This is a genomic window from Amycolatopsis benzoatilytica AK 16/65, assembly GCF_000383915.1.
GTDB classification, from domain to species: domain Bacteria; phylum Actinomycetota; class Actinomycetes; order Mycobacteriales; family Pseudonocardiaceae; genus Amycolatopsis; species Amycolatopsis benzoatilytica.
In genome coordinates, this window is the sequence record NZ_KB912942.1 from 450,866 (window position 1) to 471,946 (window position 21,081).

At 71.4% G+C, this 21,081-nt stretch carries 18 protein-coding genes; 13 read left to right on the forward strand and 5 right to left on the reverse strand.

All coding sequences use genetic code 11. The features are described from left to right. Positions 1 to 39 precede the first annotated feature (39 nt). Entirely contained in the window at positions 40 to 744 is a 705-nt protein-coding gene (locus AMYBE_RS0102125) for a S1 family peptidase (protein WP_020657680.1), read from the reverse strand. A 192-nt stretch (positions 745 to 936) separates the two neighbouring features. Beyond that, positions 937 to 4,881, reverse strand: a complete 3,945-nt coding sequence (locus AMYBE_RS0102130) for a type VII secretion protein EccC (protein ID WP_027927302.1) — start codon at positions 4,879 to 4,881, stop codon at positions 937 to 939. Positions 4,882 to 5,013: 132 nt separating this feature from the next. Between AMYBE_RS0102130 and AMYBE_RS0102135 the strand changes: the two genes are divergently transcribed. The 7 genes from AMYBE_RS0102135 to AMYBE_RS40800 all read left to right on the forward strand — a co-directional run bounded on the left by AMYBE_RS0102135 (position 5,014) and on the right by AMYBE_RS40800 (position 11,468). Next, a complete protein-coding gene (locus AMYBE_RS0102135) occupies positions 5,014 to 5,790 on the forward strand; it encodes a WXG100 family type VII secretion target (protein ID WP_020657682.1) in 777 nt (258 codons plus the stop codon). 31 nt (positions 5,791 to 5,821) lie between these two features. Next, positions 5,822 to 6,832, forward strand: a complete 1,011-nt coding sequence (locus AMYBE_RS0102140; RefSeq protein ID WP_020657683.1) for a WXG100 family type VII secretion target — start codon at positions 5,822 to 5,824, stop codon at positions 6,830 to 6,832. Between the two features lie 3 nt (positions 6,833 to 6,835). Further along, positions 6,836 to 8,191 (forward strand): WXG100 family type VII secretion target, encoded by a 1,356-nt coding sequence (locus AMYBE_RS0102145; protein ID WP_020657684.1) that lies wholly within the window; start codon positions 6,836 to 6,838, stop codon positions 8,189 to 8,191. Between the two features lie 5 nt (positions 8,192 to 8,196). Then, positions 8,197 to 8,688 (forward strand): hypothetical protein, encoded by a 492-nt coding sequence (locus AMYBE_RS0102150; protein WP_020657685.1) that lies wholly within the window; start codon positions 8,197 to 8,199, stop codon positions 8,686 to 8,688. Further along, a complete protein-coding gene (locus AMYBE_RS0102155) occupies positions 8,681 to 9,004 on the forward strand; it encodes a YbaB/EbfC family nucleoid-associated protein (protein ID WP_020657686.1) in 324 nt (107 codons plus the stop codon). The genes AMYBE_RS0102150 and AMYBE_RS0102155 overlap by 8 nt, the downstream gene beginning before the upstream one ends. Next, positions 9,001 to 10,377, forward strand: a complete 1,377-nt coding sequence (gene eccD, locus AMYBE_RS0102160) for a type VII secretion integral membrane protein EccD (protein ID WP_020657687.1) — start codon at positions 9,001 to 9,003, stop codon at positions 10,375 to 10,377. The genes AMYBE_RS0102155 and eccD overlap by 4 nt, the downstream gene beginning before the upstream one ends. A 425-nt stretch (positions 10,378 to 10,802) precedes the next feature. Then, a complete protein-coding gene (locus AMYBE_RS40800) occupies positions 10,803 to 11,468 on the forward strand; it encodes an NIPSNAP family protein (RefSeq protein WP_245573141.1) in 666 nt (221 codons plus the stop codon). 35 nt (positions 11,469 to 11,503) lie between these two features. On the opposite strand, the gene AMYBE_RS0102170 is transcribed toward AMYBE_RS40800, so the two are convergent. Next, positions 11,504 to 12,586, reverse strand: a complete 1,083-nt coding sequence (locus AMYBE_RS0102170) for a type VII secretion protein EccE (RefSeq protein ID WP_034286704.1) — start codon at positions 12,584 to 12,586, stop codon at positions 11,504 to 11,506. A gap of 152 nt (positions 12,587 to 12,738) precedes the next feature. On the opposite strand from AMYBE_RS0102170, the gene eccB reads away from it, so the two are divergent. The 3 genes from eccB (at position 12,739) to AMYBE_RS0102185 (ending at position 15,679) form a co-directional block, all read left to right on the forward strand. After that, positions 12,739 to 14,145, forward strand: a complete 1,407-nt coding sequence (gene eccB, locus AMYBE_RS0102175; RefSeq protein WP_020657690.1) for a type VII secretion protein EccB — start codon at positions 12,739 to 12,741, stop codon at positions 14,143 to 14,145. Between the two features lie 221 nt (positions 14,146 to 14,366). Then, positions 14,367 to 15,029 (forward strand): response regulator transcription factor, encoded by a 663-nt coding sequence (locus AMYBE_RS0102180; protein WP_027927303.1) that lies wholly within the window; start codon positions 14,367 to 14,369, stop codon positions 15,027 to 15,029. Then, a complete protein-coding gene (locus tag AMYBE_RS0102185; RefSeq protein WP_020657692.1) occupies positions 15,026 to 15,679 on the forward strand; it encodes a response regulator in 654 nt (217 codons plus the stop codon). Before AMYBE_RS0102180 ends, AMYBE_RS0102185 begins: the two co-directional genes overlap by 4 nt. A gap of 710 nt (positions 15,680 to 16,389) precedes the next feature. Here AMYBE_RS0102185 and AMYBE_RS0102190 read toward each other — a convergent pair. Then, on the reverse strand, positions 16,390 to 17,184 hold the full coding sequence (locus AMYBE_RS0102190; RefSeq protein WP_020657693.1) for a carbon-nitrogen hydrolase family protein: 795 nt from the start codon (positions 17,182 to 17,184) through the stop codon (positions 16,390 to 16,392). Between the two features lie 83 nt (positions 17,185 to 17,267). Between AMYBE_RS0102190 and hisD the strand changes: the two genes are divergently transcribed. The 3 genes from hisD to hisB are packed head-to-tail and all read left to right on the forward strand — an operon-like array spanning position 17,268 to position 20,295. Next, on the forward strand, positions 17,268 to 18,593 hold the full coding sequence (hisD, locus tag AMYBE_RS0102195) for a histidinol dehydrogenase (RefSeq protein WP_020657694.1): 1,326 nt from the start codon (positions 17,268 to 17,270) through the stop codon (positions 18,591 to 18,593). Then, positions 18,590 to 19,699 (forward strand): histidinol-phosphate transaminase, encoded by a 1,110-nt coding sequence (locus AMYBE_RS0102200; protein ID WP_020657695.1) that lies wholly within the window; start codon positions 18,590 to 18,592, stop codon positions 19,697 to 19,699. Before hisD ends, AMYBE_RS0102200 begins: the two co-directional genes overlap by 4 nt. Beyond that, positions 19,696 to 20,295 carry an imidazoleglycerol-phosphate dehydratase HisB gene (hisB, locus tag AMYBE_RS0102205; RefSeq protein WP_020657696.1) on the forward strand — a complete coding sequence of 200 codons (600 nt, stop codon included), beginning with the start codon at positions 19,696 to 19,698 and terminating at the stop codon, positions 20,293 to 20,295. The genes AMYBE_RS0102200 and hisB overlap by 4 nt, the downstream gene beginning before the upstream one ends. Positions 20,296 to 20,335: 40 nt before the next feature. Here hisB and AMYBE_RS0102210 read toward each other — a convergent pair whose 3' ends face one another. Further along, entirely contained in the window at positions 20,336 to 21,073 is a 738-nt protein-coding gene (locus tag AMYBE_RS0102210) for an MBL fold metallo-hydrolase (RefSeq protein WP_020657697.1), read from the reverse strand. Positions 21,074 to 21,081 lie beyond the last annotated feature (8 nt).

The following is a 21,081-nucleotide window of genomic DNA, read 5'->3' on the forward strand; positions in this document are numbered from 1 at the left end:
TCCCTCGAGGAGCCCTTCATAGACGGCGCCGGGCGCGGGTCAGACTCCGGCGGTCTGCTTGATCCAGTCGCGGCTGTTCGCCACGCTGGCGTAGTTCTGCGTACCGTGCGGGTCGCTGCCGCTGTTCTCGCCGGTCGAGCACACGCCGACCTGGACGCCGTCGGCGAGCTGAGGGCCGCCGGAGTCGCCGTGCCAGGACGAGCCGGTGACGCCCTTGCTCGCGATCGCCTTGCCGTTGAAGGCATCCGTGCTGGAGCCGGTCACCTCGACGTCCGCGGTTTTGAGCGTGTCCGACGGCGGGCTCTGGTCCTTGGTGCGGCCCCAGCCGTAGATCTGGTTGGTCGCCCCGTTGGCCGGGTCCTTGTCGGCGAGCTTCATGAACGTCGTGTCCACCGCGGTCTTGAGGTGCAGCAACGCGATGTCCCCGTTGGGCGACGCCTTCTTCTGGTCGACCGCCGACTCGGTTCCCTTGCCCAGCGCGACATCCCCGACCTTGACGTGCATGTCGCCCTTGTTCAGGCAGTGCTGCGCGGTGAGCACCCACTGCGAGGCGATGATCGTGCCGGAGCACTCGAAGCCGCCGTAATCGGTGACGTCGTCCCAGAAGATCTGCGCGCCCCAAGGCGCGGAACTGACCGTGCTTCCGCCGATGATCTGTGTGCCGGCGCTGGCCGGGACTGCCGCCCCGACGCCGAACGCCATCGCCGCCCCAGCAGCCACTGCCGCCGCTTTCGCGAAACGCATGTGGAAAATCCCTCCGCCTTCGGTAGTGATTTCCCGACCGTAGGCGGCTAATGGAAATCCGGTAACCTACGGAAGTCGGTCTTCGGCGCGGGCGGGTGCGGTTGATGGAGAGCCGTTCCGGCGCACGTTGGCGCGCGGCCGCCGTGGCCCTACTGACCGCGTCAAGCGACGGACCTGGCCACCGAATCTGCCTCAGTCCTCCACCGGCTTCGTCCACGCCACCTGCACCAGCTCCGTCCCGTGCCGCCGCGAGACCAGCGTGCCTCGGCCAGCTGGCTGCGGCGACGGCTTCACGTCGCCGAGCAGCACGCCTTCTTCCTTGCCGCCGGACATCACCAGGCCCGGCGAGCCCAGCTCCCGCACCCGCTGGAGCACCGCCTCGAACATCCCTCGCCCGGCGCCGCCGGAAGCGCGCGCCAGGATCAGATGCAGGCCGATGTCCCTGGCCTGCGGCAGGAATTCCAGCAGCGGCAGCACCGGGTTCCGGCCCGCGGTCGCGACCAGTTCGTAGTCGTCGATGACCACGTACAGGTCCGGGCCGCGCCACCACGAGCGGTTGCGAAGCTGTTCGGGCGTGACGTCCGGGCCGGGGAGCCGGTTGCGCATCGCGGTGGCGCACTGGTTCACCAGGTCGGTCAGCGTGTTCTCGGCCCCGGCGTAACCGAGCAGGTGCGGCTCGTCGACCACGCCCAGCAGGCCGCGCCGGTAGTCGCCGACCAGGATCAGGGCCTCGTCCGGCGAATACGTCTGGCACAGGCCGGTGACGACGGCGCGCAGCAGCGAGCTCTTCCCGGACTCCACGTCGCCGAAGGCGAGGAAATGCGGGTCGTTCCGGAAGTCCAGGGCGACCGGGCTCAGGGTGGATTCGGCCAGGCCCAAGGTGATCCGGCCGCGCTGCGGGGCGGGCAGCGAGTCCAGCGGGACCTCCGGCGGCAGCAAGCGGACCTGCGGTGCGCGCGGACCGGTCCACGCCGCCGACACTCGCCGCACCAGGTCCAGTCCGCCGGCGCCGACGGATTCCGGACGCTGGTCGCCGTCGATGCGCGGGAGGGCGGCCAGGAAGTGCAGTTTGTCGGCGGTCAGGCCGCGGCCGGGGCGGTCGGCGGGCACGTTCTGCGCCACCTTGCGGTCGATCGACGAGTCCGCCGGATCGCCGAGGCGCAGCTCGAACCGGGTGCCGATGGCGTCGCGCAGTTGGGCCCGGGCGCCGATCCACTGGTTGAGCGTGACCAGGACGTGGATGCCGAAACCCAGGCCCCGCTGGGCGAGCGCGGTGATCTGCTCTTCCAGCTTCTCGTACTCGGATCGGATGGTGGTCCAGTTGTCCACGAACAGGAACACGTCGCCGAACTCGCGGTCGTCGCTGCTCTCGGTGAACTCGCCGCGGCGGCTGCGGAACGCGGCCATCGACTCGATCCCGTGCGCGGCGAAGAACTCTTCCCGCTGTTCCAGCAACGTGACCAGCTCCGCGACGACCCGGCGGCAGCGCTGCGGGTCGCGCCGCGTGGCGTAGCCCGACACGTGCGGCAGGCCGGCGATCGGGGCCAGCGCGCCGCCTCCCATGTCCAAAATAGACAGCTGTACCTCGGCTGGCGTGTGGGTCAGCGCCAGCATCGCCGCGATGTCCTTCAGCAAAGTCGACTTGCCGCTTTGCGGCGCGCCGACGATCACCGCGTTGCCCGCGGCCCCGGAGAAATCCGCCCACAACATGTCGCGGCGCTGCTCGAACGGCTTGTCCACCAACGCCACCGGGACGGTCAGCTTGCCGTTGCCGCCCCAGCCCAGCGGGCACAGGCCGCGTTCCGGGTCTTCGCCGAGCGGCGGCAGCAGCTGGTCCAAAGTGGGCGGTTCGGTCAGCGGCGGCAGCCAGATCTGGTGCGCGGCCGGGCCGCGGTTCTCCAGCCGGGACAGCATCGCGCCGATGATGGTTTCGCCGGTGCCCTTTTCCGGGACGTCCGCGGCGATTTCCCGGGCGACCGGTACCTCGACCGGGCCGAGCGTGAACGGCAGGACGCCGAGCTGCTGCCCGTCCTCGCGGACGATCCGGCTGCGCGGCGGCAATTCGCCGGACACGTAGGCGGCCTTCAGCCGGATCAGCGTGTCGTTGTCCGACTTCAGGTACGCCGAACCCGGCACCGGCGGCAGCTGGTAGGCGTCGGCGACCCCCAGCACGGCCCGGCTTTCCGCGGCGGAGAAGGTCCGCAGGCCGATCCGGTACGACAGGTGCGAGTCGAGCCCGCGCAGCCGGCCTTCCTCCAGCCGCTGCGAAGCGAGCAGCAGATGGATGCCCAGCGAACGGCCGAGCCGTCCGATCGCGACGAACAGGTCGATGAACTCCGGCCGCGAGGACAACAGCTCGGAGAACTCGTCGATGATCACCAGCAGCGACGGCAGCGGCTGCAGCGGCGTGCCGTCCGCGCGCGCCTTTTCGTAGTCTCGCACCGAGGCGTAGTTGCCCGCCGAGTGCAGGAGTTCCTGCCGTCGCAGCAGTTCGCCGTTCAGCGCGTCCGCCATCCGGTCGACGAGCGCGAGGTCGTCGGAGAGGTTCGTGATCACCGCGCAGGTGTGCGGCAGGTTGGTCATGCCGGCGAAGGTCGCGCCGCCCTTGAAGTCGATCAGCGCGAGGTTCAGCTTCTCCGACGAGTGCGTCACGGCCAGCGCGGTGACCAGCGTGCGCAGCAGCTCGCTCTTGCCGGAACCGGTCGCGCCGATCACCAGGCCGTGCGGGCCCATGCCGCCCTCGGCGGACTCCTTGAGGTCCAGGTCGACCGGACGGCCGTCGGGGTTCACGCCGAGCGGGATGCGCAGCCGGTCGCGCGCCGAGCGCGGCGCCCAGGTGATCGCGGTGTCGGTGTCGCGCGGGTCGCCGATGCCGAGCAGCGCGGCCAGACCGAACGTCGAGGACATCGGTTGTTCGCTGATCACGGCACCGCCTTGGTGCAGCGGAGTCAGCATGCGCGCCAGTGCCTCGGCCGCGCCGTGGTCCAGCCGGTCCGGTACGCCGAGGAAGCCGAGCCGGGCTTCGGTGCCGTCAAGCACCACCATGCCGAGCTGGTCCGGCGCGACGTGCAGGCTCAGCAGCTGGTCCGTCGACGTCGCGCGCGGCTGGTCGACTCCGATCTCGAGCACCGTGATGCCGAGGCGTCCTTCTTCGGCCAGCAACCGGGGCTCGGTGTGCGCGCTGCCGCCGTCGACGATCAGCACGATGTGCGGCAGGTCCGCGCTGTTGCCGCGCCGCGTGAAGGCAGGCCGGTCGCCGAGGTCAGGACCGAGCAGCCGGGCGACCTCCGCGGCGTCGTCGGCGAACAGCCGGCGCGCGCCGGTCGCGTCGGCCAGCGCCGGCGCGGTCGCGTGCGGCAGCCACTTCGCCCATTCCCAGTCGTGCGAGCGGTCCTGCGCGACGCAGAACGCGACGCGCAGGTCAGCCGGGGAGTGGAAGGTCACCAGCTGCGCCAGCATCGCGCGGACCATGCCGAGCACGTCGTACCGGCGGCCGGACAGCGTGGCAGCCGCGTACGAGCGCAGCGAAACCGAAACCGGCAGGCCGTCGACCGTCGAGAAGGTCTGGATGAAGTGCTTGAGGTTGGTCGAGGAAACCGGGTCCAGCTCCTCCAGCGGCGCGATCTGCGGCGCCCGCAACGGCGTCGCGAGCGGCTGCGGACCGGTGGCGGCGCGCACCATCGCGAACGACCGGTCGGCGCGGCGACGGTCCCAGTGCTGGTCGGTTTCGACGTAGGCCCACAGGTCCGCCGGATCCGGCTGCTGCGCGATCAGCGTGGCCCGCTGCTCGTCGGCGACCGCGCGCACGCGGGTGCGCAACCCGGCGAGATAGCGCTGGTAGTCGCGCCGTTCCTCGTTGATCTGCGCCTTTTTCGCCATGCCGCCGCGGCCGAGCGACATGATGATCATGCCGCCCATCGCGGTGACGAACAGCGCGCCGAAGATCCAGGTCATCACCCCGCCGTCGCGTCCGATGTAGACGAACGACATCGCGCCCATGCCGAGCATCATCGGCAGGAACATCATGAGCTGCATCACTCCGCCGGAGCCGCTCTTGGGCAGCATCGGCGGAGACTGCAGCATGATCTCCCCGGGCTGCTCGCCGAGCAGGCCAAGGCGGTCACGAGGGGCACTCATGCCCCGTATTTTGGCCACCTCGTGTCCGCTCGCGGTGGGTACTTTTGCCGTCCGCTCGCCCGCCGCGCCGAACTTACGCTCTGCCGAGACCCGCCGCGCGGCGCGTCGTCCGCACGGATCGGAAGGAGAGCCATGGGCACGACCGGCGAGTACCGGGCCGAGCCGGAGGCCATGCGCTCCACGGTCGGCAACGTGGGCGGGATCATCGCCCACGGCATCAACGCCGTCGCCGACCTCGAAAAACTCGTCGTGGCGCCGATGAGTTTCGCCAGCTTCGGCAGCGTGGTCGCGGCGGCGAACGAGGCGCTGCACTCGCAGCAGGTCAGCGCGGTGCGGTCGCTCCTGCAGTTGCTGCAGGAGATCAACGGCCTGGTCAAGAACAGCGCCGACGCCTACCAACGCGCCGACGAAGCGGTCTCCGAAGGCTACGGCGGCGGCCGGGCCGCGCCTTCGTCCCCGCTCACCTCGATCTGGGGCGCCCCGCACGCCGCGCACCTGGCCGCGGCCGCGATCACCGACAGCGCCGGAGCGCACGGGGAACCGGCTTCGGTCGGCAACGTCCTGCGCTACCTCGGCGACGCCGACCTGGGGCGGCTCGCCGAACACCCGCTGACCGACGCCCGTTTCCACGGCGTCGCCGATTTCAACGACTGGCTAGCCGGAGACGCGGACAACCAGGCGCGAGTCGGCCTCATCGAGGTCTACTCCGGCACCGCGCGCACCTTCGGCGACGTGCCCGGCGGCGTGCACAGCGGCGATGTCGTCGTCGTCGAGCCGCTGCGGCATCCCCACCACAGCCCCGTGATCGCCGTCGCCGGGGACGGCGGCGCGCTCTACAACCACGGCCGGATCGATCCCGGCCTCGGCGGACTCGCCAAGGTCAGCGTGTACCGGCCCGCTTCCGTCTGATCCCGAACCCGACCAAGTGAGGACCACGGCGATGTTCTTCCCGAACTCCAGCGCGATGGACGCCACCGCTTCCGGTGGCGGCCCGATCACCGTGCTGCCGCAGATCGTCACCGGCCAGCCCGAGCAGATCGCCAAGCACGTCCTCGACCTGCTGCACAAGGCCGCCGAGCTGACCTCCCTCTACACCGAGCTGAGCAAGGCCGCCGACCAGCTGGGCAAGGTCTGGTCCGGCGACGCGTCGGAATCGGCGCTGCAGAAGATCTCGCACTCGCTCGACCAGCTGACCAAGATCATCAACGTCATCGAGAAGGGCGCCGAACTGCTCGGCGTCTCCGGCACGCTGGTCAAGGCGGCGCAGGAGGCGTACCGGTCGGTGGTCGCCGCGGTGAACCCGACTGTCGCGTCGCTGATGTCGAACTGGTGGACCTACGGTGCCGCGGTCGCGCTTTCCACCGCCACCAGTGCCACTCTGCGCGGATTCATCACCGCGGTCGGCGGTCTGCTGAAGGCGCTCGGGGCGGGCGACCTGGCCAACCAGATCACCCAGGTGGCGACGATCATCGGCGATATCGAGAAGCTGTTCCACCACGGTTCCCCGGATGCCGACATCTCGGCGGGGAACGCGGCGGTGGCGGGCGCCCCGGTGTCCGCGCCGCAGCTGCCCGCTCCGGTCGCCAGCGCGTCCGGACAGGCGGCGATCGGCGGCAGCGGCGGCGGCCTGCCCAGCGGCAGCCCGTCGTTCACGAACTACACCCCGCCCGCGCTGGCCCAGGGCGGCGGCTGGCCGGGTGGCAGCGGTACCGGCGCGATCAACCCGGCGAACAGCTGGATCGCGGTGGACCCGGCCCCGGCGCCCGCTCCGGCCCCGTCGGTGCCCGCGCCCTCGACCGGCGCGCACGAGGTCGTCATCCACACCGACCTGAACACCGGGCAGTCGACGGTGGAAGCGCCGTCCGGCCAGGACCTCGACATCGACGTGGATATCAACTACCAGGGCAAGCACTTCCAGCAGCACGTCGACATCGACGCGAAGGGCGCCTAACCGGTGGCCGTGGACGCGTCCGGGTACGTCAGCGCGGTGCTGAACGGCTATCGGCAGGTGCTGGCCGGACACCAGCGCCGGGTGACCGGCGACCCGGCGACGCTGGAGGCGGCCGCGAACCGCTGTGGTGCCAACGCGTCCGCGGTCGCCGGCAAGGCCACCGAGATCGCGGACGGCGCGACGGCTTTGCACGCGGACTGGGACGGCGACGCGTACACCGCGTATGCGGCCGCTGCTTCCGATGTCGCGCTGGCATTGAATGAAGACGGGGAGAAGCTGTCCGATCAGGGGCAGCGGCTGTCGATGGCCGCGCAGGTGCTGCGCTCGGCGCGCGCCGCCGTCGATTCGGTGATCGCGCAGTTCGACCAGTACGGCGACCAGCTGATCAGCCAGGCCCGCTCGGCGGACCCGAACGCGGTGCAGGCTTTTCTCAACGCCGCCAGGAATCTGGGCGAGCAGGCGGTTTCCGCGGCGTCCGAGGTAGCCGACGAGCTGTCCGGCTACCTGGCTGAGCTGTTCCCGGCACTGTGGGCCGGGCCGATGAGCAAGCCAGGCAAGCTGGGCAAGAACGGCTACGGCCCGCTGCGCTGGGTCAACGGCGACACCCTCGACGGCCGAAAGCGTCCGCGCGGAGTGCCGTCCTGGTTCGGCAACTCCGGCTGGAAGAAACTTACCTGGGACGGGTTGTCTGGCACCCGCGCGCCGAAGAAGGCGGACACGCCGTTCGGCCAGCCGAAACCCAAGGACGCCAGGGGAAAAATCCGCGCCGCCACCGAGATCACCTACGCCAAGGCTTCGCACGAGCAGGACGGTTTCCTCCCGGAGTACGACGGGAAGGTCACTTCGCAGAACGGCGAAGTGAAGCTGTCCGGGCACACTGAGCTCGGCTTCCGGGAAGACATCGGCGGCAAGACCGGCTACGGCGTCGCGGAAGCCAGCGCGCGCGGGTCCGCGTTCGTCGGCGGCGAGGCGTCCGGGTCGGCGCAGTTCGGCACGCACGGCGTCGGCGTGCACGCCAACGCGTTCGTCGGCGGCAAGCTGGAGGGCCAGGTCGCGGCGGATGTGGCCGGGATCGGCGTCGGCGCGAGCGGGAACGTCCAATATGGACTCGGCGCGCAGCTGGACGGGCAGTTCGTCTACGACAACGGACATCTGAAGATGAACTTCAAGGCGGGTGCCGCGCTCGGGCTCGGCGCCGGGGTGGGCGCAAAGGTCGACATCAACCTGCCGAAGATCGGCGAAACCATCGGCGAGTACGGCGGTGCCGCGGTGGACGCGGTCGGCGACGCGGCCGGGCAGGCCGCGGACGCGCTCGGCGGGGCTTGGGACGATGCCGCGCAGTATGTGGGTTCCTGGTGACTGCCATGGCTGATTCGGTGACGCTTCCGCTGGGCTTCGACGTCCCGGACGGCTGGACGCCGGTGCCGCCGATCGCGCCCGGCCTGGTGTTCGTCGCGGTGCACCCGGAATCGGCGGCGGAGTTCACGCCCAACCTCACCCTCGGCCTCCAGCAGCGCGCGGATTCCCTGCCACTGCCGGAAATCGCCGACGAAGCGGTCGAGCGGCTCGGCCGTACGATGGCCCGGCTGGAGGTGCTCGACCGGCGCGAGGTGGGCACCGCGGCCGCGCCCGGCTGCACCCAGACTCTGGGGCTGCAGACCGGCGAGGGCCAGGACCTGGTGCAGGTCCAAGTGTTCCTGACCGTTCCCGGCCCGGCCGGGCGGGTGGTGCTGGAGCTGGTCTGCACCGCCGATCCCGCGGACGCGCGCGAGCTCGTCCCCGACTTCCGGAAGTTCGTCGCCAGCGTGCACGTGCGCCGGGAAACCCTGCAGGAAAAGGAGAACGACGGTGACTGACCCGTATGCCGTGCCGGACCTGGACGAGCTGCTCGCGCAGGTCCGCAAGCAGACCGAGGAGGTGCAGCGGATCCAGCGCACCGTCGAGGCGATGGAGGTACGCGCCGCCTCCCGCCAGAACGAGGTGACGGTGACGCTGCGCGGCGACGGCCGGTTCACCTCGATTGACATCGATCAGCGCGCGATCCGGGAGTTCGACGCGCGGACGCTGTCGGAGATCGTGCTCGAGGCGGTGAACGCGGGTCTGCAGAAGCTCGCTGAGGCGAGCAGCGCCAAGTTCGCCCCGGTGATCGAGGCGTCCAGGTCGACTCAGTGAGCGCGCCGACCGTCGCCGGATCCACCCGGCGCGTCACGATCGTCACCCCGCGCGCCCGGGTGGACGTCGCGCTGCCGCAGCAGAGCACGTTCGCCGAGCTGGTGCCACAGCTGGTGCGGCTGGCCGGCGCGGCTGGGCAGGCGTCGGCCGAGCATCCGGGCTGGGTGCTGTCGCGCCTCGGCGGCGCGCCGCTCGCGCTCGGCCTGACCGTGGCCGCCGCGCAGGTGCGCGACGGAGAGGTGCTGCACCTGACCCCGCGTGAACGTCCGCGCGGGCCGCTGCTGTTCGACGACGTGGTGGATTCCATCGCCAGTGTCGGCGAATCCGCGACGAGCGCGTGGGGGCCGAAGGTCGCCCGCCGCGCCGGGATCGCGGTGGCGGCGGTGCTGTTGTTCGCAGGCGGCCTGCTGATCCAGGCGTCGCTCGCGGGCAGCGTGCTCGCGCCGATCGGTACCGGATTCCTGGCTATCGTGCTGCTGATCGGCGGCGGTGCGCTGAGCCGCGCGTACGGCGACTCGGGTGCTGGCGCGGCTGGCGCACTGGCTGGAGTCGGCGTGGCGATGCTGGCCGGAATGTCTTTGTTGCCACCGCATCGCGTGTTCTCGCTGGCCGCTGGACCGCTTGCGGCGGGCTTGGCGGCGGTGGTCGTGTACGGCGTGCTGGCCGCGGTTTCGGTCGCGGACCGGCTGCCGTTCTTCGTGGCCGTCGTCGGCTCGGCCGGAATCGGCGCGATCTCGACCGGCGTGGTCCTGCTCAGCGGCGCGAAGCCGGTCGCCGCGGCTTCGGTGGCGGCGGTACTGGCGACGGCACTGGCCGCGATCGCGCCGATGCTGGCGCTGCGACTGGGCCGGTTGCCGCTGCCGCGCGTGCCGGACGACATGGAATCCTTCCGTGCCAACGAACAGCCGTCCCTCGGCGCGGAGATGGCCGGCCGGACGACGTATGCGCAGGCGCTGCTCACGAGCCTGCTGGTGGCGCTGGGCCTGGTGGTCATCGGCTCGTCGTTCGTGCTGGCGACCGGCGGTCCGTGGGAGGCCGGCCTGGCCGCGCTGCTGGGGGTCGCCTGGATTCAGCGTTCGCGTGCCTATGTGGCCCGCACGCAGCGGCTCGTGCTGGTCGGGTTCGGATTGGTCGCCCTGCTGGCCGCCGGGAAGTGGCTGATCGGGGACAACCAGCGGATCGCACTGCTGGTCGCCGGGGTGGTACTGGTGGTGGCCGCGGTGGTGTGCGCGGCGTACGCGACGCGGGTGGCCCGGGGCGTCCGGTCGCCGTATTGGTCGCGGTTGCTGGACATTTCGGAGTTCTTGGTGCTGCTGGCTTTGGTGCCGTTCGTCGGCATGATCGCCGGGGTGTACGAGGCGGTCAGCGGCTGATCGGGCCGGCCGGGTTCAGCGGGTGCGAGCGGCCCCCCCACCTCGGCGGCTTCGCGGATCGCCCTGACCAGTGCCGGCGGCACTGGCTGTCCTGATTGGACACACGCGTACGGCAGAGCCGGGACCAGCACCGTGTCCGCGTCCGCAAGAGCGTCGAAGCCGTGCTCGCTGTGCTGCCGGAAGCCGAACTCGGTGCGGGTTTCGGGCGGGGCGGCGGCGCAGAAACGCAGGTCGTACCAGGGATCGGCGAGGTCGGTGCGAGCCGGGCCGAAGATCTCGGACGCGATCGCCAGCTCGAACAGCGGCATGTCGTCGACGAGGGCGACCGCGATGGTGCGCATGAGGAGAGGGTACGGCAGGAATTTTGCGAAAGGAGTCAGTCCTGCCACTCGTCCAGCGGCCGGCGCGGTGGCAGGTTTCTGGGCGTGACCGTTGTGGAGCTTCGCCAGTACACGCTTTTGCCCGGCAAGCGGGACGCGTTGATCGAGTTGTTCGACCGCGAGTTCGTCGAGTCGCAGGAGGCGGCCGGCGCCACGGTGATCGGCCAATTCCGCGACGCCGACGACCCGGACCGGTTCGTGTGGTTCCGGTCCTTTCCCGACCTGACGGCGCGGCACGCGGCGCTGACCGAGTTCTATGTCGAGGGCGAGGCGTGGCGGCGACACCGCGCCGCGGCTAACGCGACCATGCTGGACAGTGACGACGTCCTGCTGCTCCGGCCGGCCCGCGCGGACTCCGGCTTCCCCTCGCCGGACGTTCCCCGGCCGGCCGTCGGCGCGGCCGAAGTCCCGCGGTCGCGGGTGCTGGTCGTGGTGTGCTCCCGCCCGACGATGATCGACCAGGACTTCTTCGAACGCGAGGCCGGACTGGCACCGACGGCATCGTTCGTGACCGAGCGAGCGGAGAACACCTTCCGGGCACTGCCGGTGCGGGAAGGGGAGTGCGTCCGGGTCTGGGTCTGGCTCTTCCCGGACACCGCCGCGCTGCGCGGCTACCAGCGTCGGCTGACGTCGCTGGAGGGTTGGACGCGGCTGTCCGAGATGGTGCAGGTGTTGCGGCTGGTTCCGACGGCTCGCTCCTGGCTTCGGTAAGCCAACGGCTCGGTCTGGCTTCGGTAAGTCAGCCGTCACCCCAGCGCCAACGGCAACGTCCGCCGGACCGCCTCCCCGTGCCCGCCGTGCAACGGCACCACCGCCACGCCCGGGGGCACCACCGCCGCGTCACCCCGAACGCCAACCCGAACCGTCAACTCCAACCGCTCGCGGCCCCCGGCAGTCCGCAGCAGGGTCGCCGAAGTCGCCGTGAACGCAGCCGAAGGAACCACCGTCGCCAACGTCTGCGCCACCTCCCGCGCGGACCGGGGCGCGAAGCACACCTGAGTCAACCCGCCCCACCGCCAGGCTTTCCAGAAATCCCCGTCCGTCTCCGGATTCCCCATCGAAACCCCCAGCGCCACGCGAAGCTCGTCGGTCAGCTCCCGAGCCTCCAGCACCGTCGACGGATAGCCCGCCTCCGCCAACGCCACCATCAAGCTCAATGCCGCGCTCGCGGTACTCCGCAACGCGCCCAGTTCCCCGCCGCCCCGGGCGAGCGCGGCGATCGGCGCGTCGTCCGGCCGATACCGCACCGCCAGCCACCGCACCCGGTAAACCTGTCCCTGCCGGGGCACCGCCCAAGTCAGCAATTGCACCGCGGCCAGCGGAATGTCCGTCCCCCGGAACGCGGTGCGGAGAATCGCCAGCAATTCGTCATTCGACGGTTCCCCCGGGCCGGGAACGAGCCGGACGATCGCGCTCCAGTCACCGTCCACCTCGGCCACCCCGAACCGGTTCCCGGCCCGGTCCACGTGCTGGCGCACCTTCACCGCACCGGCGATCCGGTACAGCGCGTCCGGGCTGTCCCGCCTGCTGTCGTGGCGCCGCAGCCGGTGCGCGAGCCAGGTCCACGCCCATCCGGCGAAATGCCGTCCCTCAACCCGGATCGACGTCGTCACCAGCAGCAGGCCGGCGAGCGCGGCGACCGTGATCTGCAGCGGCTGCGCCACCCCGCGCACCGCGAAGACGAGCAGCAAGGCCAGCCCGGCGATCTCCCACCCGGCCGCCTGCAGCGGGCGGATCGGCAGCAGCCACGGCCACGGCGCGGTCCCGGAGACCCGGGCCGCGTGCGGCGTCCGAGGGCGGGCCGGCGGGGCGGGCGCGGACACGGACAACGGATTCCCCTGTTCCCCGGGCAGCGACCCGGCCCCGGGAACGCTAGCGCTCGCGCGCGGGCGCGTGGGCGTAAAAAATACCCTCGTGCGCGGTTCCCGGTATCCCTAATCTGCGCGAGAAGCGGATGTGATCTTCGGGGGGCCGGGAAAGCGTGTGGACGCAGCGGGATCAGATCCAGGCGTACCAGTTCCTGCGCCGCCGTCTCGTGTCCGCGCTCGTCGCCGCGGACGCCAACCATCCGGTCTCGCCCAGCCGCCGTCTGGTGCTCGGCACGGTGCTCGGCCTCGGCGCGGCGCTGCTGGTGACCGCGGTGTTCGGCGTGATCGGCCTGGTCAGCCCCTCCGGCGGGAAAGACTGGCTGGCCGGCGGGAAGGTGATCGTCGAGGAGGGCAGCGGGGCCCGGTTCGTGCTCGGCGCGGACGGCGCGGTGCACCCGGTGCTGAACTATGCGTCCGCGCGGCTGCTGGCCGGCGGCAACGGCCAGGAGACGGTCACCGTCCCGGCGGCGAAGCTCGGCACCGCGCCGCGCGGCACCCAGATCGGTATCGTCGGCGCGCCTGATTCGCTGCCCAGCACGCTGATCACCACCGCGTGGACCAGTTGCAGCCGCACCACTCAGGACGCTCCCGCGTCGGCGGAGCCACTGGTCGCGGTCCTGTTGGAGCCGGCTGCGTCCGGGGTCGAGCTGCCGCGCGACTCCGGGGTGATCGTGCACCCGCCGCAGGGCGGCCGGTTCCTGCTCGCCGGCGGCCACCGCTACCGGCTGAGCGACGAAGCCGCCGCGGCGCTGCAGTTCGACAGCTACCCGACGATCACCGTTTCGGCGCGGTGGATCGACACCGTCCCCGCCGGACATGACCTCGGCGAGCTGCCGGTGGCCGGCGCGGGCGAGCACGGCCCGCGGGTCGGCGCGCAGGACACGAAGGTCGGCCAGGTGCTGTCGGTCGTCGATCCGATGGCCGGCGCGGCGAACGCGTCCACCTACTACCTGGTCCGGCCGGACGGGCTCGAGCCGGTGGGCCAGACCGAGGCCGCGCTGCTCGTCTCCACCCCGGCGAACGAACCGGCGTACGCCGGGCGCCCGGAGCCGGTGCGGGTCCGGGCAGCGGACGTCGCGTCGGCGAAGAAGGTCGCCGAGCCCCGCTCCGGCGGCGCGGATCCAGCGGCCTATCCGGACCGCATCCCCGGCAAAGCCCCGATCACCGGCACCGCGGTGACCCTGTGCGCGCAGAACGGCCGCGTGACGGTCTCGGCGGACCTGCCGGTGCCGAACGGCGCGCGGGCGCTGCCGGTGCAAAGCCGCACGGACGCCCGGGTCGCCGACGTCGTCTACGTGCCGCCGTCGCGCGGGGCGGTGGCAGTCGACACCGGGTCCGGCACCATCTACCTCATCACGGACACCGGAAGAAAATATCCGGTGGCGAACGGCGCCGCGCTCAAGTCGCTCGGCTACGGTTTGGGATCCGGGCATCCGGTGCCGGGCGGACTGCTCGCGCTGATGCCGACCGGTCCCGCGCTCGACCCGGCCGCGGCGGGGCAGCCGGCGGGAATGGGGTGAGCGAACCGGTGCACACGACAGCGGAAAGACCCGGCGAAGCGGAATCGGAGCAGCCGGGAGGGGCGGAGTCGAACGTGGGGGATGTCGTCAGCGCGGCCGGGACGGAACCGGATGCCGAGACGGTGCTGGCCACCGCTGGTCCTGTGCCGGGCTTGTCCGCCGGGCCGGATCCCGCCGGTCGGGTCGCTGCCGGGGCGGAGCTTCTCGGTGCGCGATCCGTTGTGCGGCAGGGCGAACCGCCGGCCGGCATCCGGGTGGCCGTGATCGAGGACCATCCGCTCTACCGCCGCTCGGTGGCGCGAGTCCTCGCCGAGGCCCCGGACATCGACCTCGGCGCGGTGGTCGACTCGGTCGCCCGGTTCCACGTCGCGCGCCAGCCGAACGGCAGCGTCGTCTTGCTGGACCTGGGCCTGCCCGGCGTCGCCGGCGCGGCCGCGGTCCTGGAAGTGGCCGAGCTGGGCCACCACGTGCTGGTGGTGTCCGCGCAAGCGGAACCGGAGACCGTGCTGGCCGCGATCGCCGCCGGAGCCAAGGGATTCCTGTCGAAAGACGTGGACGTCGACGAACTGCTGATCGCGATCCGCGCGGTCGCGGGCGGCGGCGCGTACGTGTCCGCGGTGGTCGCCGGGATGATCATCAAGGACAACACCGACCGCCCGGTGACCCGCCCGGAGATGGAGCTTTCGCCGCGCGAGGAACAGGTGCTGCGCCTGGTCGCGGCGGGTGAACGAGACGTCGACATCGCCCGGATCCTCGACATCGGCGTCCGCACGGTGCGCGGCTACCTCGACCGGATCCGCGACAAGACCGGCGAACGGCGGCGGCCGGGCCTGGTGAAGGAAGCCATCCGCCGCGGCCTGGTGGGGAAGGAAACACTGACGTGAAGACCGACGAAGGGCGGCGCCGGACCGGCCCCATCCAGGTCGGGGTGATCGAGGACCACCCGCTCTACCGGGACGCGGTCGCCCGGGTCCTGAACGAGGCCCCGGACATCGAACTCGGCGCGGTCGCCGACTCGGTCGCTCGCTTCGCGGTGCAGGACCAGCCACCCGGCAGCGTGATCGTGCTGGACCTGAAGCTGCGCGGTGTCCAGGACGCGGCAGCGGTGCTGGAGGTGGGACAGATGGGGCACAAGGTGCTCGTGGTGTCCGCGCACGCGGAACAGCCCGAGGTGCTGGGCGCGATGCAGGCCGGCGCCAAGGGGTTCCTGTCGAAGGACGTCGACGGCGACGAGCTGCTGCGCGCGATCCGGACCATCGCCGAGGACAACGCGTACGTGTCGCCGACGCTGGCCGGGATGATCATCCAGGACAGCGACGAACGGCACGCCGGACCGAAGATCGTGCTGTCGGAACGGGAGAAGCAGGTGCTCCGGCTGGTCGCCGCGGGGGAGCGCGACGTGGACGTCGCGGAGATCCTCGACATCAGCGTGCGGACGGTGCGGTCGTACCTGGACCGGATCCGGGACAAGACCGGGGAGCGGCGGCGGGCGGGCTTCGTCCGGGTGGCGATCCGGGAAGGCTTGCTGCGCTGAGCTTTCCGTCGCTGCGGGGGTGCGCTCGGCGGTTGGCCGGGTCGTGAAGGGAACAACGAGGGACTCAGAGTCCGTGAATGTTCCCTTCACGACCCGGCCCGCCGCGTGGGGTGCGATTGGATACGCCCGAGGCGCTTGCCGGGCTGCGGCACGGCTGGGCTGGGCCGGGTTTGCTCGCTCGGCTTGCTGGGCTGGGCTGGATTGCGCGCTCGGCTTGCTGGGCTGGGCTGGATTGCGCGCTCGGCTTGCTGGGCTGGGTTTGCCGCCGCCGGGCTTACTGCGGTTCGGCTTGGCTCACCTCGGCTGGCCTGGGCGCGCCGGTTTGAGTGTCCGTGAAGGGCCCCTTGCCGGACTTAGATTCCCTCAAGGGGCCCCTCACGGACACCGAAAGCGCGGCGAACGTGGCACGCCGCCCGGTCGCGGTGAACGCAAGGCGAACGCGGGCGTTCGGGCGAAGCACCAATGCCGCCGTCGAATTCGCCGGACTCGGCTCACAACCGCCGGAACCGGCTCACAACCGCCGGACTCGGCTCACGACCGCCGGAACCGGCTCACAACCGCCGGACTCGGCCTGCGACCGCCGGACTCGGCCTGCGACCGCCGGACTCGGCCTGCGACCGCCGGAACCGGCTCACACCGCCGGACTCGGCCTGCGACCGCCGGAACCGGCTCACAACCGCCGGACTCGGCCTGCGACCGCCGGAACCGGCTCACAACCGCCGGTTCGCCAACGTCCCGGTGGCGACCCGGGCCTTCCCGGCGACCTCCGGATCCACGTCCACCACCACCATCTCCGCCCCGGCCCCGGCCTGCCCGGCGATCCGCCCGAACCCGTCCGCCACCAGCGAGTACCCCACCCCGGTAGGCGCCTTCGGGTTGACCTCCGTCCCGGTCGCCGCCGGGTCCGCCTGTCCGCAGGCCGCGACCCAGCAGCCCGAGTCCAGTGCGCGAGCCCGGACCAGCACCTCCCACTGCTCTCGCTTCCCCGGCCCGGCACCCCACGACGCGGGCACCGCCACTACATCCGCTCCGTCGTCCGCCAGCCGCCGGAACAGTTCCGGGAACCGCAGGTCGTAGCAGGTCGCCACGCCGAAAACCACGCCGTCCGCGGTGAACGTCACCGGCGAGGAGCCCGGCGCGACGGTGTCCGACTCCGCGAACCCGAACGCGTCGTACAAGTGGATTTTGTCGTACCCGAGGTGCTGTCCCAGCCCCGTGATCAGCAGCGTGTTGCGCACTCGCCCGTCGTCCGCGGGCGTGAACATCCCGGCGATCACCAGTACGTCGTGCTCGGCCGCCACCGAGGCGACCCCGGACGCCCACGGGCCGTCCAGCGGCTCCGCCACCGGACCGAGCGGCCGGCCGAACCGGGCCATCGTCGCTTCCGGGAAGACCACCACGCGCGCTCCGGCCTCCGCCGCGGCGGCCGCTCCGGTGTGAACGGCTTTCACGTTCTCTTCCGGGTCGTCGCCCGAGTTGAGCTGGCACAACGCGATCCGGGGCACGAACGCCTCCCTGGTCCGGGTACAGCGGGTCGCCACCGAGTATCCCTGCCGGGCGCGCCCGGGCCACCTCGTACCCTGGACCCATGCTGAACCGCACCGACCTGCGTGGGCAGGTCCCCTCCGCTGCCGAGCTCCGTGCCGCGCTTCCGCGCGCCGAGTACGACGTGGACGCGGCACTGCATCGGGTCCGTCCGGTGGTCGAGGCGGTGCGCGAGCGCGGGGTCGAAGCGGTCCTCGAGTACACCGAGCAGTTCGACAAGGTGCGCCCGGAGACGGTGCGGGTGCCGGTCGAGGAACTGGCCAAGGCGCTGGCCGAGCTGGATCCGCAGGTCCGCGCCGCACTGGAGGAGTCCATCAAGCGCGCCCGGAAGGTGCACGCGGACCAGCGCCGCCAAGACGTCACTACCCAGGTCGTGCCCGGCGGCACGGTCACCGAACGCTGGGTGCCGGTCGACCGCGTCGGCCTGTACGCGCCGGGCGGCCTGGCGGTGTACCCGTCGACGGTCGTGATGAACGTGGTCCCGGCGCAGCTGGCCGGCGTGCGTTCGCTGGTCGTCTGCTCGCCGCCGCAGGCCGCGTTCGGCGGGCGGCCGCACCCGACGATCCTGGCCGCGGCCGCGTTGCTGGGCGTGGACGAGGTGTGGGCGGTCGGCGGTGCGCAGGCGGTCGCCCTGGTCGCCTACGGCGGCGTCGACACCGACGGCGCGGAGCTGGCTCCGGTGGACATCGTGACCGGGCCCGGCAACATCTTCCTCACCGCGGCCAAGCGGCTCGTCCGCGGCGTGATCGGCATCGACTCCGAGGCGGGCCCGACCGAGATCGCGATCCTGGCCGACGAGACCGCCGACCCGGTGCACGTCGCGGCCGACCTGATCAGCCAGGCCGAGCACGACCCGCTGGCGGCGAGCGTCCTGGTCACCACGTCGGAGGAACTGGCCGACGCGGTCGAGTCGGAACTGGCAACCCGGGTCGCCGGGACGAAGCACTCCGAGCGGGTCGGCGAGGCGCTGGGCGGCAAGCAGTCCGGCGTCATCTTGGTGTCCACTGTGGAGGACGGACTGCGCGTGGTGGACGCGTATGCCGCCGAGCACCTGGAAATCCAGACCGCGAACGCGCGCGAGGTCGCCGCGCGGGTGCGCAACGCCGGCGCGGTGTTCGTCGGCGCGTACGCCCCGGTTTCGCTCGGCGACTACTGCGCGGGCTCGAACCACGTGCTGCCCACCGGCGGATTCGCGCGGCACTCGTCGGGGCTGTCCGTGCAGAGCTTCCTGAAGGGGATCCACGTCGTGGACTACTCCGAGGAGGCGCTGCGCGAGATCGCCCCGCGCGTCGTCGCGCTCGCGAACGCCGAAGACCTGCCCGCGCACGGCCAAGCCGTCACCGCACGTTTCGAAGGAGACGGCCGATGAGCGACGCCATCCCCGGCGGCGAGGTCACCCTCGCCGATCTCCCGCTGCGCGAGGACCTGCGCGGCCGCACCCCGTACGGCGCGCCGCAGCTGGACGTGCCGATCCGGCTCAACACCAACGAAAACCCGTATCCGCCGCCGCCGGAGCTAGTCGCCGACGTCGCCGAGGCGGTCCGCGCCGAAGCGGCGTCGCTGCACCGCTACCCGGACCGCGACGCGATCGCGCTGCGCACCGACCTGGCCGACTACCTGACGGTGTCCACGCGCGTGGTGCTGTCCGAGGCCAACGTGTGGGCGGCGAACGGGTCGAACGAGATCCTGCAGCAGATCCTGCAGGCGTTCGGCGGCCCCGGCCGTACCGCGCTGGGCTTCGAGCCGTCGTATTCGATGCACCCGATCATCGCCACCGGCACGCGCACCGACTGGCTGCCGGTGCCGCGCCGCGCGGACTTCTCGCTCGACACGGAGCAGGCCGCCAAGGCGGTCGCGGAGCGCCAGCCGGACATCGTGTTCGTGACCAGCCCGAACAACCCGACCGGCGGTTCCATCCCGCTGGAGCAACTGCGCGGCGTACTCGACGCGGCGCCGGGGATCGTCGTCGTGGACGAGGCGTACGCGGAGTTCTCGTCGCAGGCCAGCGCGATCGAGCTGATCGCGGAGTACCCGGCGAAGCTCATCGTGTCGCGCACGATGAGCAAGGCGTTCGCCTTCGCCGGCGGACGGCTGGGCTACCTCGCCGCCGCGCCCGCCGTCGTGGACGCGCTGCAGCTGGTCCGGCTGCCGTATCACCTTTCCAAGGTCACCCAGGCGGCCGCCCGCGCCGCTCTCCGGCACGCCGACGCCACCCTCGCGTCGGTGCAGCGGCTCTCCGCCGAGCGCGACCGCGTGGTGGAAGCCTTGCTGGGCTTGGGATTCATCCCGGTCCCGAGCGACGCGAACTTCGTCCTCTTCGGACAGTTCAGCGACGCCCCGGCCAGCTGGCAGTCCTATTTGGACCACGGCGTGCTGATTCGGGACGTGGGCATCGAAGGCCACCTGCGGGTGACCATCGGGACGCCGGAAGAGAACGACGCTTTCCTGGAAGCGAGTAAGGAAGTCAAGCGATGAGCCGCGTCGGCAAAGTCGAGCGCACCACCAAGGAGTCGTCCATCCTGGTCCAGCTGGACCTCGACGGGACCGGACAGGTGGACATCGCCACCGGCGTGCCGTTCTACGACCACATGCTCACCGCGTTCGGCGTGCACGGCTCGCTGGACCTGAAGGTCGAAGCGACCGGCGACGTGCACATCGACGCGCACCACACCGTCGAGGACACCGCGATCGTGCTGGGCCAGGCGCTGCGCCAGGCACTGGGCGACAAGAGCGGCATCCGCCGCTTCGGCGACGCCTGGATCCCGATGGACGAAACGCTCGCGCACGCCGCGATCGACGTCTCCGGCCGGCCGTACTGCGTGCACGTGGGCGAGCCGGAGGAGTACAACACGTTCACCATCGGCAACAACTATCCGTTCGTCCTGACCCGGCACGTGTTCGACTCGCTGGCGTTTCACGCGCAGATCGCGCTGCACGTGCGAGTGATCCACGGCCGCGACCCGCACCACATCGCCGAGGCCGAGTACAAGGCGGTCGCGCGGGCGCTGCGGGCGGCGACCGAACCGGACCCTCGGGCGGGCGGGATTCCGTCGACCAAGGGCGTGCTCTAACCACCGGGGAGGGGTGCCGTTGGCAGGCCCGCGGCACCCCTCAGACCCGGAAGACCGTGCGCGGTGCCGCGTACGCCACCGGCCCGGAAAAGTGTTCCGCCGCAAGCCGAACCGCTTCGCGCACAGTCACCGTGTGCCCGACGTGCGTCAACACCAGGCGTCCCGCTCCGGTGGCGGCGCGCCCAGCTTCGGTGGGAGTCAGATGCTCCGCCGACGGGTCGATGCCGTCCGCCTCGCACAAGAACAGGTCCGCCCCGTCGGCCAAGGACGCGAGCGCTTCGCACGGCCCGGTGTCTCCGGAATAGGCGAAAGTCCGTTCGCCGTCGGTGATCCGCACCCCGAAAGCCGGGAATCCGTGCGACACCGCGACCGAATCCAGCGTCAGCCCGCCGACTCGTGCCGAGTGCCCGTCGTGCAATTCCCGCACCGCGAACACTTCCTCGATCGGCGCTCGTCCGGTGTTGCTCAAGAACGCCGAGATTCGCGCCGCCGTCCCAGGCGGGCCGTACAGCGGGATCGGGCGGCGCAGCCGCAGATCCGCGAAGAGCAGCGCGTACACGGCCGGCAGCAGGTCCGCGACGTGGTCCGCGTGCAGGTGCGAGATCCAGATCGCGTCCAGATCGGCTGGCGAGAGGTATTCCTGCAGCGCGGCAAGGGTGCCCGGCCCGGCGTCGAGCCAGATTGAAGCTTCCTCGTCGCGCACGAGATACCCCGAGCAGGGCGCGTTCGGGCGGGGGTACGGCGTCGCGCTGCCCAGTACCGTCACGGTGAAAGCCATGTGGCACG